The sequence below is a fragment of the Actinomadura sp. 3N407 genome, assembly GCF_052245875.1.
Lineage (GTDB): Bacteria > Actinomycetota > Actinomycetes > Streptosporangiales > Streptosporangiaceae > Spirillospora.
Map to the genome: position 1 here is coordinate 766,918 of NZ_JBQQBP010000001.1, position 12,219 is coordinate 779,136.

The window sequence follows — 12,219 nt, forward strand, 5'->3', positions numbered from 1 at the left end:
GGGTCGGCTTGTCCTGTCACCCCGATCCGGTTTCGGTGCGGTGCCACATCTGGAGGTAGGCCTCGGCGCCCCGGGCCAGGTCGTCGATGATCTCTTGGCCGCCGACGTTGCGGACGTCGGCGAGCCAGTCGGGGACGAGGCCGTAGTTGGCGACGCCTTCGGTGTTGAGGTCCCAGGTGCGTGTCCCGGTGCGCAGCCGGTCGAGCTTCACGGTCGGGTCGAACGGTGAGGTGTACGGGTAGCGCAGCGGGTCGGCGCCGCCGTTGCGCGGCGGGGGCAGTGCGCCCATGCCGTTGGCGTCGAGGCCGTAGCCGTAGCCGAAGGCGGTTCCGGGGGTGTGGTGCGCCTTGTTGCGCTTCCACTGCTGGACGAAGGCGTCCGCCGCGTGCCCGTATCCGGTGATCATGCCGCCGAGGGCGTAGACGCGGGGCTTGTAGGTGTCGTCCATCCAGCTGTGGGACGAGATGACGCCCGAGTAGCGGGCCTCTTCCAGGAGGTCGAGGGTCGCGTCGGCGGCCTTCACGCTCATGTGGTCGATCTCGACGATCATGTTGCGTTCCATCAGGCCGCGCACCATGTGCTCGCCGAGGTCGGTGAGTCCGTTGACGTTGCAGTGCGGCGCCTCCGGATACAGCGGCAGGGTGATCCCCGCCTGCCCGAGCAGGCGCAGGAGTTCGGCGACCTGCCCGTTGACCGCGCCGGCCGGTTCGATGGTGTTGTCGTGGGCGGCGCCGGTGCAGGTCTCGGCCTGCCAGAACCGTCCGGTGGAGAGGAAGTTGCCCGCGTTGACGAACGCGCCCGTGGTGCCGCCGTCGAAACGGATTCCGCACAGTGCGTTGTCGTACTTGTGGCACACGAACATGGTGGACACGCCGAGCCGTTTCATCTCGTCCAGGCCCCGGTCGATGTCCTGGCGCGTGCACTGCGGCTCGCCGCCGATCGTCCGGCAGCCGAACGGTTCGGAGGTCTCGACGCCGAGGACGACGGCGAGCTTGCCCGCCTCGATCACCCTGCGGGCCTCCGCGGAATCGCGCACGATCCGGAACCAGCCTTCGCCGGGTCCGCCGCTGCGCCGGTCGATGCCCTCCTCCATTTCCCGCATCCGCTGCGCCTGGAGCCGGATGACGTCCATCTCGTCGCACGAGTTGCGCTTGAGCGGATAGATGTCGCAGAGCTGCCGGTTCGCCACCAGATGGTTGACGAGGACGCGCTGGCCGGCGCGCCAGGAGCGTTCCAGCCAGGTGTAGTGGGCCTGCTGGTGGGTGCGGGAGTCCCACGCGGGCCAGTCCTTGAACGTGGGCCAGCCGGTGGGGTCGTGGGTGCCGAACGGTGTGCCGTGCCTGGTGAAGTTCTCGAACCAGGCGAACATCCCGTTGCCCGCGTGGTCGGGGCAGTCGCGCAGCGCCTCCTGGATCCCGCGCGGGTCGAACGGCTTGCCGCACAGCAGTTGCCCGCCGAACGCCTCGTACGACATCAGGTGGGTGTGGGCGTCGAGATAGCCGCGCACCTCGCCGCCGGTGGTCGTCCCGGTGGACGGGGCGGCGGGGGGCGTCGCCGCCTGCGCGGCGGGTGTCAGGAAGGAGGCGATGAGGAGGAGGACGAGCGGCAGCGACGCCGTACGCCGGAGGGGGTGGGTGGGGGACATCCGGCACCTCGTGCGGGGGGAGCGGTCGGACGGAGCTGAGGTGCCTGATACATGCCCGCTTACGGAAGAAAGTGAACGCTTGCTTGAGGCCTGTTCCGGCCCGTCAGATCAGATGGGCGCGGCAGGGGTGCGGACGCTTCCATTCGTTCTCCCAGGTGTCCAGCGCCGTCGACGCCGCCTCCCTTCCCGGGCGCAGGAAACCGAAGTAGGCCATGACGACCTCGTGGGCGTCCTCGAACGAATAGTCCTCGCTCCAGTCGTCGGAGTAGAGATCCTGCAGGTGCATGCCGCGCTCGTCGATCACGACGCGCCAGGAGTTCCCCTGCCAGGAGTTCTGCGTGTCGGCGCCGTGCCACACGTCCTCGGTCCAGGCCAGCACGTCGAGGCAGGAGGTCGCGTCGCTCTGCACGTCGCTCGTCAGCATGGACCCCAGGGCGCTGTAGTCGGGACTGGACGGTTCGCTCGCGACCACACCGAGTTCGTTGCGGAAGAACCTGATTTTCGTCGTTGTCATCTTTTCGTCTCAGAGATCAGAAGACCGGCCAGGCCGAGTTCCAGTCGCGGCCGGAGCGGTTGAACGAACCCTCGACGACCAGGCCGTCCGCCATTCCCTGCCAGCGGCGCGGGTTCCCGAACCTGTCGTGCGCGGTGACCGTGTGGTTGTCGAAGGCGTTCCGGATCGTACGGTCCACGCTCCGCGGCGTCCAATTGTCGGGGAAGAACGTGCTGGCGAAAGGTTTGTCGACCCATTGCCCGTTTCCGTCCCGCATTTGCACCCGGGCCCGGTAGGTGCCGTGCGGGCCGGTCGCGGTGACGGGGCCGATCCTGCGGTCCGGCCAGTCCTGCCCCATGAAACGGTGGTGGTACCCGCCGGGTGTGCGCTGGCCCGCGTTCGGACCGCCCCTGGACGTCCTGATCTCCCCGCGGAAGACGTGGTGGTGCCGGCTGCTGCTGTTCACCTTGCGGCGCATCCATTTGATCGCCGGTTCGAACAGGCCCGCGCCGCCGCTGCCGCCGCCGCGGGACCGGCCCCGCAGCAACAGTCCCGTGACGAGAACGCGGATCAGGAGCATCGCCCGTCGCATGACGCCGCCCGCCTAGCCGTTGAAGATGGCCTGGAGGGCCATGTCGATGAGCAGGTCGATGGCGATGCCCGCGAGTTCCTTGAAGATCGGGATCTCCAGCAGCGAGGCACCGAAGGTGACGGCGGCCGTCGCGATCGCCTGGGCGATCTGGATCGCCAGGATCGTGAGCTGGATGATCACGTTGATCTTGAGGGCGAGGACGATGCCGCCGCAGACCATGAGGCCCGCGCCGATGATGGTCGCCGCCGTCCCCAGATCCTCGAGGTTGCTCTTCGGGGAGTCCTCTTTCGTCCATTCGGCGCGGAACGCCTCGATGTCGTCGCCGCGGTTGCCCTGCATGATGCGCTGGGCGTTGCCGTCCGCCTCGCCGAGCGGGCCGCCGTGCGCGCCGGCGAAACCCAGCCAGGCGCCGCCCATCGCCAGCAGCTTCGTCTCGTCGGCCTCCGGCCAGGTGTAGCCGAGCATCGACAGAAGCGAGATCAGTTCGCCGGGGAGTTGCAGGCCCATCAGCCGAGTACGTCCCGGACCCGGTTGATCTCCACGACGTTGCTCTGCTCGCCCGCGACATGGTTGGCCGCGACGAACTTCATCGCCTGCGCCTGCCCGTCCAGGGCGGTCAGGTTGTCCTCGTAGCACTCCACGGCGACCTGGTAGACGGCCTGGTAGCACCCGCCGATGAGGAAGCCGATGTCGTCCTGCCCCCACGGCTCCCCGAAGCCCGCCAGTTCCTGCTGGAACGCCTGCCAGTCGGCCGCCAGCCGCTGCGCGGCCGTGCTCATGCCGGCGCCCGCGGACCGGATCAGCTCCGGATCGACCTCGTACCCCGGCATTCCCATGGGTTCCCCCTCCGTCAGTGGCGTTCGAATCCGTTCATGAGGTTCTGCATCGATGTCACGTAGGCGCGCATCTGCGTCAGGCTTCGATCCCGGAGTTCGCCGAGCCGTTCGGCGAGTTCCGCGGGGTCGGCGGCGCCTTCCGCGGCCGTGGCCTGTTCCAGCGCGTCGAGGGCCGCGTTGATCGCGGCGGCGGCGCGGTCGGCGATCTCGTGGGAGCCGAGGCGCAGGGCGCGCGGTGCGATGCGGACCTCGTCGATGCGCCCGCCGGCGGTGACGCGCGCCGTCACCAGGCCGTCGGGGTCGTGGCCCTCGACGGCATCGTGGGACGCTCCGGAGGGGGCGCCGCCGGCCTGTTCGGCGAGACCCGACGCGCGCCGGAGGAGGCCGTCGAGATCGTCGGCCGCGGTGTCGCGTGTCATCGCGTCCTCCGTCATCGCATCCTCGCCTGGACGCGCGCGACGGCCTCGTTGATCGACTCGTCGATGAGCGCCATCTGCCGCAGGCCCTCGTCCTGGACGTCGCGCAGCGTCGCCGCGAGCGCCGACGGGTCCGCCGGGGGCGCCTCCGCCGAGTCCGCCCGGGACCGCAGGTCGTCCAGCGCCGCGTTCGCCGCCTCGGCGATCAGCGCCCCCAGGTCCTCCGGGGTGCGGCGCAGGGCACGCGGGTCGAGTTCGAGTCGGGCCACCCTGCCGCCGGAGGCGGTCACGCGGACCTGCTCGTCGCCGGCGCGGCCGGTTCCCTCGGGCGCCGTGCCGGGGGTGCCCGCGCGCAACTCGGCCAGGCGGCGCTGCGCGTCCGCCAGTCGTGCCCAGCGATCATCTCCGGGCATTTCGCTCATCGGCCCATTCCTCGCATCGAAGATCAAGTTGCAAGGGCAACCCTAGCAATGAACGCGAGAATGGAACATCCGGGCGTTTAGGTACAGACCGGGTTCGGGGAACTGCCTCGGTCGCCGATGGTTCCGCGATATGCACCGCTTTCTCTTGAGTCACTCTGCTTTGGTCCCCGCCACCTGGGGCGTGCTCCTTTCCCGTTCGCCACTCGCCGTGACAGGGCCGCCCCGGTCCGCCGGGGCGGTACCGATGAGCGGGACGGCATGGCCCGTCCGGCCCCGCGGCGGCCACTATGGAGGGTTATGAGCGAGCTGACGATCGCGGGAGTGCTGGCACGGGCCGCCGAGGAGTCTCCGGACATGGAGGCCGTCGTGGACGGGGACGTCCGGGTGACCTACGCGGAGCTGCGGAATCGGGTGCGCGAGGCGACCGGCGCGTTCATCGGTGCCGGTGTCGAGCCGGGGGACCGCATCGCGATATGGGCGCCGAACAGCCTCTCCTGGATCGTCGCCGTGCTGGGCGCCCTGGGCGCGAGGGCGACGCTCGTGCCGCTCAACACCCGGTTCAAGGGCGACGAGGCCCGGTGGCCGCTCTCCAAGGCGCGGGTGAAGGTCCTGTTCGTCGAGGACGGGTTCCTCGGCATCGACTACCCCGCCATGCTCGGCCTGGACGAGTCGGGCGCGATCCCCGGGCTGCCCGAACTGGAGGCCGTCGTCACGTTCAACGGGGCGGCGCGTCCCGGAGTCGTCACCTGGAGCGAGTTCACCGGCGAGGCCGCCTCGGGGGAGGAGGCCGACGCTCGGGCGGCGGCCGTCGAGCCCGGGGACGTGGCCGACATCCTGTTCACGTCCGGGACGACCGGGCGCCCCAAGGGCGTCATGTGCACGCACGAGCAGAACGTCCGCACGTACAACGCGTGGACGGGACGGACGGGCGTCAGGGCCGGCGACCGGTACCTCATCGTCAACCCGATGTTCCACTCGTTCGGCTACAAGGCGGGCGTGCTGGCGTGCGTGCTGAAGCGCGCCACGATGGTGCTCCAGCGGACGTTCGACGTGCCGGAGACGCTGCGGCTCATCGAGCGGGAGAAGATCACCGTCCTGCCCGGCCCCCCTACGATCTACACGTCGCTGCTGGACGCCCCCGGCCGCGGCGAGCGCGACCTGTCGTCCCTGCGGCTGGCCGTGACCGGCGCGGCGGACGTGCCCGTCGCGCTGGTGCGGCGGATCAAGACCGAGCTGTTCCCGCAGGTCGTCACCGCGTACGGGCTGACGGAGTCGTCCGGCACGGTGACCGCGTGCTCGGTCGGCGACGATGACGAGACCATCGCCACCACCTGCGGCAGGCCCATCGCGGACGTCGAGGTCGCCATCGTCGACGAGAAGGGCGAACCGGTTCCGGCGGGCGCGGACGGCGAGGTCCTCGTCCGCGGCTACAACGTGATGGCGGGGTACCTGGACGACCCGGAGGCCACCGCGGCGGCCGTCCGCGACGGCTGGCTCTACACCGGCGACCGGGGACGGCTGGACGAGCGCGGCAACCTCGCCATCACCGGGCGGACGAAGGAGATGTTCGTCGTCGGCGGGTTCAACGTGTACCCGGCGGAGGTCGAGGACGTCCTCGCGCGTCACGACGCCGTCGCCGAGTCGGGCGTCGTCGGCGTCCCGGACGCCCGGATGGGCGAGGTGGGCCGGGCCTACGTCCGGCTGCGCCCGGAGCGCGAGGCCACGGCCGGGGAGCTGATCGCGCACTGCCGGGAACTGCTCGCGAACTTCAAGGTCCCCCGGGAGGTCGTCTTCGTGGACGACCTCCCGAAGACCGCGTCCGGCAAGGTCCGCCGCGTGGAGCTCAAAGAGCGGCCATGACGCGCGCCCTGTGCTCGGACGGCGAGCCCCACGCCGAGTACAGGGCCCGCGCCTTGCGGATCCACAGCGACGGGTCGTACTCGTCGGTGTAGCCGATCGCGCCGTGCACCTGCAGGGCCGTCTTCGCCAGCCCGTAGGACGCCTCGGACGCGGCGACCTTCGCGGCGGACACGTCCCGCGTGAAGTCCGGCGTCCCGTACGACAGCGCCGCCCCGTACACGAGCGGGCGCGCGAACTCCAGCTCGACCAGCGCGCTCGCCAGATGATGCTTGATCGCCTGGTATTCGCCGATCGGGCGGCCGAACTGCTCCCGTGTCTTGGCGTACTCCACGGACACGTCCAGCAACGCCTGACCGACACCGATCTGCTGCGCCGCGCACAGCAGCGCACCGAAGCCGGTGAACCCGCCGCCGCCCTCGGCGCGGAAGAGCCGCCGGGCCGGGTCGAGGGACGTGAGGCGCTCGCCCGCGTGGGTTTCGGCGCCGTCCGCGGTGAGCACCAGGTCGGCGACGTCGGCATCCAGCGCGTGCGGGACGGCCATCGACACGATCGCCTCCCCTTCCGCCATCCGGGACAGCCAGGGCGAGTCGCCCAGCAGTTCGGCGGCGGCGAGGGTCTCGACGTAGGGGCCGGGCGCGGCGGCGCGTCCCAGCTCCTCGACGGCGACGGCCAGCTCGACCGGCAGGAGACCGGCTCCGCCGTGCGGCTCCGGGACGCCCACCGCGAACACCCCGGCCTCGGCGACCGACGACCACAGCGCGCGTCCCGGGCCGCTGTCCCCTGCGGCCCAGGCGCGGACGGTCTTCGCGGTCGCGGCCTCGGCGAGCAGCTTGCGGAGCGTCTCGCCGAACATCCGCTGCTCGGCGGAGAGAACGAACTTCACCGCTCACCTACAGTGTGGAGGCCCCGTCCTTCAGGGCGGGGGGGAAACGCGGCGCGATGCGGCATGGTGATCGTCCTTCCTGGTTGGGTGCGGTGCCGCCGCGGTGGGGCGACGCTGTGTGATTTCGTCGGTGTCTGCCGTTACCTTCGTGGCGTGAAGATCGTGGTGCGGGTGAAGTTGCTGCCGACGGCTGAGCAGGCGGTGGCTCTGGCGGCGACCCTGCACGCGTGCAACACCGCCGCGAACCATGTGTCCGCCGTGGCGTTCGACCGGGAAGTGTTCTCCCGCAACGACCTGCAGAAGATCATCTACGGGGAGGTGAAGGACCGATTCGGGTTGTCGGCGCAGCCGACGGTCCGGACGGTGAAGAAGGTCGTGGACGCCTACACCACACTGCGTGCCCAGATCCGAGCCGGGCTGTTGGGCGCCGAAGGCTCCAAGCGGCGCGTCAAGGCCGAATCGAAGCCGATCCGGTTCCGCCCCGATGCGGCGCAGCCGTTCGACGACCGGTGTCTCAGCTGGCAGTGCGATGCCCGCACCGTGTCCATCTGGACCGTCCACGGCCGCATGAAGGATGTGCTCTTCACCGGGTCGACGGCGCAGCTCAAGACGCTCGCCGAGCACCGGCAGGGTGAATCGGACCTGGTGTGCCGGAGCGGCAAGTGGTTCCTGGTCGCCACGTGCGAGGTACCTGAAGCGCCGCTGAACCAGGACCCGGCCGATTGGGTCGGCGTAGATCGCGGCATCATCAACCTGGCCACCACCTCCGATGGCGACAACCACCAGGGTCGGGGCCTGAAGCGGTACCGCAAACGGCAGGCGCGGATCCGGGCTGAGTTGCAGGCAAAGAAGACCCGCTCGGCGACCCGGCGCGCCAAGCGGATGGCCAGGCGGGAGGCTCGGCACGCCGCTCACGTCAACCACAGGATCAGCAAACAGATCGTGGCCGTCGCCGAACGCACCGGACGCGGGATCGCCGTCGAGCAGCTCGACGGCATCCGTGACCGGGTACGGCTTCGTGGCGACCAGCGGGCCGAGATCTCCTCGTGGCCGTTCCACCAGCTCGGCGAATACTTCACCTACAAGGCGCGCAGGGCCGGGGTGCCAGTGGTCGAGGTGGACGCGCACTACACCTCGCAGAGGTGTCCGCGCTGCGGCCACACGGCCAAATCCAACCGTCCCACCCGGGACGACTTCCGGTGTCGAAGGTGCGGGCTCGCTGGCCCCGCCGACCACATCGCCGCCGTGAACGTACGCGACCGCGCACGCACGGCCTGGGTGTTCGTCAACGCACCCGTACCACAAAGGACCTGACACCTCCTTTCGCTGGTAGATGCGACCCGTCACCGCCCCACCGTCGGGGCGGTCAGGGAGCGCGACCCGGCCTGAAGGACCGAGCCCACAAGCTCGGCCTTCAGGGCCGAGAAGTTGACCGGGACCCCCTCGGGAGGCCGAGCAGCCGCTCGGCGATCACGTTGCGCTGGATCTCGTTGGTGCCCGCGTAGATCGGGCCGGCGAGAGAGAACACGTAGTTCTCCAGCCACTCCGACTCCAGCTCGCCGTCCGGTCCGAGCAGGTCGAGGGCCGTCTCGTGCAGCGCCACGTCGAGCTCCGACCAGTAGATCTTGTTGAGGCTCGACTCGGACCCCACGTCCTCGCTCCGCGAGATCGTCTCGAAGCCCTTGAGCCGGTACGCCCGCGACCTGATCCAGATGTCGGCGACCCGGTCCCGCAGCGCCGTGTCGGACGGGTCGGCGCGCTCCCGCCACAGCTCGACGAGCCGCTCGGCCGCCGCCGTGAACCGCCCGGGGCTGCGCAGCGTGAGGCCCCGCTCGTTGCCGGCCGTGGCCATCGCGACGCGCCAGCCGTCCCCGGCCGCCCCGATGACGTCCTCGTCGGGAACGAACACCCTGTCGAGGAACAGTTCGGCGAAGGCGGGCTTGCCGTCCAGCCGCCCGATCGGACGGACCGTCACGCCCTCCGCGTCCAGCGGGAACATCAGGTACGTCAGCCCGCGATGCCGCGCCGTGTCCGGGTCGGAGCGGAACAGCCCGAAACCCCGGTCGGCGAACGCCGCCCGCGAACTCCACGTCTTCTGCCCGTTGAGCAGCCAGCCGCCGTCCGTCCGGGTGGCGGTCGAGCGCAGCGCCGCCAGGTCGCTGCCCGCGCCGGGCTCCGACCACGCCTGCGCCCAGATCACCTCGCCGGCGGCCATCGGCGGCAGGATCCGCGTGAGCTGCTCCGGCGTGCCGTGCCTCAGCAGCGTCGGCGCGAGGAGGTTGATGCCGTTCTGGCTGACCCGCCCCGGCGCGCCCGCCGCGTAGTACTCCTCCTCGAAGACCAGCCATTGCAGGACGGAGACGCCGCGCCCGCCGTACTCCTCGGGCCAGGAGACCACCCCGAGCCGTGCCCCGCCGAGGGCGCGCTCCCACTCCCGGTGCGCCGCGAAGCCCTCCTCGGTCTCCAGCGATGGCAGCGGTTCCGCGGGGACGTGCTCGCGCAGCCATGCCCGCACCTCGGCGCGGAACTCCTCATCCGCCGCCCCGAACTCGAGATCCATCTCGCCTCCCTTCTTTCTAACAACTGTTTGGTAGAGTAACGGCTCTCCCGGCCGCCGCCACCACGGCGTCCCGCCCAGTCGGATCCGACCGCCGTCGCCCGCCTCCGGGCCGGCCGTTCGCTCAGGGGCGGCGGGCGCCGGCGAAGACGCCGATCCCGTTCGCGACGGCGCGTTCCGTCCCGTCCGATGGCGTGTTGCGGACGGTCACCGACCTCTCACCGCGGCGGCGTGCGACGAACGTCGACGAGCCGCCGCCGTCGAGATTGACGGCGTCGTCCACACCGGCCTTGTCCAGGAGAGACGCCAGCTCGGCGACGGTCACGCCGGCGCTCTTCGCCGACCGGCCGTCCGCCACGACCAGGTACACGCGGCGGCCGTTGCGGCTGATCCCGGCGGCCGTGCGCGGCGCCGGGCCCCTCGGGCTCAGGCCGTCCAGCGGCTCGCCGTCCCGCAGGATCGGGAAGCCGCCCACGGCGAAACGGAACCGCCTCGGGCCGGTGAAGCGGTAGCCGACCCGCACGCGGTCGCCCGGACGGAGCTTGCGCAGCGCGTTCGCGCCCTTCTCCCGCCCGACCAGCACGGTCGTGCCGCGCGGGATCGCGCCCGCGCCGACCCCGTCCGCCACCGCGACGACCACGCCCCGCCGGACGGTCACCTCGGCGGTGTTCGTGCTGCACGGCGCGTTGCGCGCGGTGTCCGTCCCGCACACCGCGCGCAGCCGCGACACGCTGCCCCAGTCATGGGTGAACGCGCCCGCGCTCCCGACCGGCAGCGCGTACTGGTTGAGCCCGCGCAAGGCGATGGTGGTGCGTTTCGATCGAATGGTCCCGGTCAGATGGAGCCGCCCCAGGTGGCCGCGCCGGTCGGTGCCGATCCCGATGACGTCCTCGGCGGACGTACCGGGCGGCAGCGCCGGGCCGAACCGCTGCCCGTCCGGCACCGCCCCCTTGAGCGGGCGGCCCGCGTCCACCTCGGGGCCGGACGACGACCCGGTCGGCACGACCCCCGGACGGGTCTCGCTGATGTTGAAGTAGTCGCCGTTCACCCCGGCCAGGGCGCGCCGCGCGTCCGCCATCGCCGAGACCGTCCGCCTCGCCGCGACCTTCGGCGGGTGCAGCAGCCCCACACGGACACCCGGGGCGCGCAGATCGACGTCCAGCAGGTTGCCGAGGACGGGGCCGCCGACCCCCGACGTCTCGAACGTCCTGGACACCACCCCGGGCGCCAGCCGCTCGGACGACGTGAACCGCAGTTCCCCGACCGTCCTGGACGGTGGCAGCGCGAGCGCCCGCGCGTCCGGCCGCTCTCCCGATCCGGCGCCGTCGACGTCCGGCGGGCGCGGCACGTCCGCACGGGCCGGAACGGCGCCGGCGGCCACGACCCCGGCCGCGATCGCCCCGGCCACCATCCTTCGCATCACGTGCGGGCGCCCCTCACAACGGAAACAGAATCCCGCCGATCATGACGCTCACCACGTGAAATCCAGGCGATCCGCCCGCCAACACTCCCCGAAGATCCGGCGTCCCCGGCCGCCGTGGCTCCGGATCACCCCGCGGGGGTGACCGCGACGGCCTCCAGATAGGTCGACGGGACGTCCACGGTGCCGTCGCCGGCGAGGTTGTGGCCGGTGACGTACCGGGTGAGGTCGGCGGTCAGAGCCGCCCGCCCGTCACCGTCGAGGGTGTCGAACGCCACCGTCAGCGGGCCGAAGTAGGACCGGAACCAGCCGATCAGGTCCGCCGGCGAGCGGAAGCGGAAACGCCACTGCCGCTCGGTGCAGTCGAGGGCGGACACGTGCGGGCCGAACAGTTCCTCCATGTGCTTCGCGGTGCCCCACAGCGTGGGCGGCGGGGGGCCGGCCGCCCCGGCGGTGTACTGGTCGACCAGGCGCAGCAGCTCGCCGAGGTACCCGTCGGGCGCCCAGCTCGCCACCGCGATCCGCCCGCCCGGCCGGACGACGCGGAGCAGTTCGCCCGCCGTCCCGCGGTGGTCCGGGACGTACTGGACGCCGAACGTGGAGACGGCGACGTCGAAGGATCCGTCCGGATGCCCCAGCCGCCGGGCGTCACCGGTCTCGAACGTCACCTCCAGCCCTTCGGCGGCGGCGCGGACCCTGGCCCGCTCCAGCAGCCCCGGCACGTAGTCGACCCCGGTGACCACGCCGGAGCGGCGCGCGGCGGCCAGCGCGGTGTTGCCCGTCCCCGTCGCCACGTCGATCACCCGGTCGCCGGCCCGGACCGGCGCCGCCTCGCAGAGCAGCTCGCCGACGAGGAGCCACAGGTTGCCGACCCGCGCGTAGTCGCCGCTCGCCCACGTGTCCCCGCTCCCGGTGTCGACCCCGGTGATGTCCTCGCGCATTCGCCCGCCTCCAGCCGGCTCGAACTGACCCTGGTGATCGTCCGGCATCCGGAAGCGGGCGACAACCTTCTTGATCACAACCCCAGGTCGCCCGGTGTGTCGCGGTCTGGGGCGATCTGACCTTTCCGTCCCTGGGGTCCGCGCTCTGTGGGGA

Annotated in this window: 13 protein-coding genes; 2 read left to right on the plus strand and 11 right to left on the minus strand. The window is 71.4% G+C overall.

Annotation, left to right across the window (positions count from 1 at the left end):
* Positions 1 to 16: 16 nt before the first annotated feature.
* The 7 genes from ACTWPP_RS03650 to ACTWPP_RS03680 all read right to left on the minus strand — a co-directional run bounded on the left by ACTWPP_RS03650 (position 17) and on the right by ACTWPP_RS03680 (position 4,404).
* Positions 17 to 1,645, minus strand: a complete 1,629-nt coding sequence (locus ACTWPP_RS03650) for a Coagulation factor 5/8 type domain-containing protein (RefSeq protein ID WP_443102606.1) — start codon at positions 1,643 to 1,645, stop codon at positions 17 to 19.
* Positions 1,646 to 1,748: 103 nt separating this feature from the next.
* Complete coding sequence (locus tag ACTWPP_RS03655) at positions 1,749 to 2,159, minus strand: hypothetical protein (RefSeq protein ID WP_443102607.1); 411 nt, start codon at positions 2,157 to 2,159, stop codon at positions 1,749 to 1,751.
* Between the two features lie 16 nt (positions 2,160 to 2,175).
* Positions 2,176 to 2,730 carry an EndoU domain-containing protein gene (locus ACTWPP_RS03660; protein WP_443102608.1) on the minus strand — a complete coding sequence of 185 codons (555 nt, stop codon included), beginning with the start codon at positions 2,728 to 2,730 and terminating at the stop codon, positions 2,176 to 2,178.
* 12 nt (positions 2,731 to 2,742) lie between these two features.
* Positions 2,743 to 3,237 (minus strand): WXG100-like domain-containing protein, encoded by a 495-nt coding sequence (locus ACTWPP_RS03665; RefSeq protein WP_443102609.1) that lies wholly within the window; start codon positions 3,235 to 3,237, stop codon positions 2,743 to 2,745.
* Positions 3,237 to 3,566 (minus strand): hypothetical protein, encoded by a 330-nt coding sequence (locus ACTWPP_RS03670; RefSeq protein WP_443102610.1) that lies wholly within the window; start codon positions 3,564 to 3,566, stop codon positions 3,237 to 3,239. Before ACTWPP_RS03670 ends, ACTWPP_RS03665 begins: the two co-directional genes overlap by 1 nt.
* A gap of 14 nt (positions 3,567 to 3,580) precedes the next feature.
* Positions 3,581 to 3,985: a YbaB/EbfC family nucleoid-associated protein gene (locus ACTWPP_RS03675; RefSeq protein ID WP_443102611.1), complete on the minus strand. Its 405-nt coding sequence runs from the start codon at positions 3,983 to 3,985 to the stop codon at positions 3,581 to 3,583.
* Positions 3,986 to 3,996: 11 nt separating this feature from the next.
* Positions 3,997 to 4,404 carry a YbaB/EbfC family nucleoid-associated protein gene (locus tag ACTWPP_RS03680; protein ID WP_443102612.1) on the minus strand — a complete coding sequence of 136 codons (408 nt, stop codon included), beginning with the start codon at positions 4,402 to 4,404 and terminating at the stop codon, positions 3,997 to 3,999.
* A gap of 297 nt (positions 4,405 to 4,701) precedes the next feature.
* Here ACTWPP_RS03680 and ACTWPP_RS03685 point away from each other — a divergent pair, with 297 nt between their 5' ends.
* Positions 4,702 to 6,264 carry a FadD3 family acyl-CoA ligase gene (locus ACTWPP_RS03685; RefSeq protein WP_443102613.1) on the plus strand — a complete coding sequence of 521 codons (1,563 nt, stop codon included), beginning with the start codon at positions 4,702 to 4,704 and terminating at the stop codon, positions 6,262 to 6,264.
* Here the strand turns inward: ACTWPP_RS03685 and ACTWPP_RS03690 are convergent.
* Complete coding sequence (locus tag ACTWPP_RS03690) at positions 6,248 to 7,147, minus strand: acyl-CoA dehydrogenase family protein (protein ID WP_443102614.1); 900 nt, start codon at positions 7,145 to 7,147, stop codon at positions 6,248 to 6,250. The genes ACTWPP_RS03685 and ACTWPP_RS03690 overlap by 17 nt on opposite strands.
* Positions 7,148 to 7,300: 153 nt before the next feature.
* Between ACTWPP_RS03690 and ACTWPP_RS03695 the strand changes: the two genes are divergently transcribed.
* Positions 7,301 to 8,461: an RNA-guided endonuclease InsQ/TnpB family protein gene (locus ACTWPP_RS03695; protein WP_443102615.1), complete on the plus strand. Its 1,161-nt coding sequence runs from the start codon at positions 7,301 to 7,303 to the stop codon at positions 8,459 to 8,461.
* A gap of 100 nt (positions 8,462 to 8,561) precedes the next feature.
* Here the strand turns inward: ACTWPP_RS03695 and ACTWPP_RS03700 are convergent, their stop codons facing one another.
* The 3 genes from ACTWPP_RS03700 to ACTWPP_RS03710 form a co-directional block, all read right to left on the minus strand.
* The gene (locus ACTWPP_RS03700; protein WP_443102616.1) at positions 8,562 to 9,707 is read right to left on the minus strand and encodes an acyl-CoA dehydrogenase family protein; all 1,146 of its coding nucleotides are present in this window, start codon (positions 9,705 to 9,707) and stop codon (positions 8,562 to 8,564) included.
* A 121-nt stretch (positions 9,708 to 9,828) separates the two neighbouring features.
* Complete coding sequence (locus ACTWPP_RS03705) at positions 9,829 to 11,124, minus strand: phosphodiester glycosidase family protein (RefSeq protein ID WP_443102617.1); 1,296 nt, start codon at positions 11,122 to 11,124, stop codon at positions 9,829 to 9,831.
* 128 nt (positions 11,125 to 11,252) lie between these two features.
* Positions 11,253 to 12,065 carry a class I SAM-dependent methyltransferase gene (locus tag ACTWPP_RS03710; RefSeq protein WP_443102618.1) on the minus strand — a complete coding sequence of 271 codons (813 nt, stop codon included), beginning with the start codon at positions 12,063 to 12,065 and terminating at the stop codon, positions 11,253 to 11,255.
* Positions 12,066 to 12,219 lie beyond the last annotated feature (154 nt).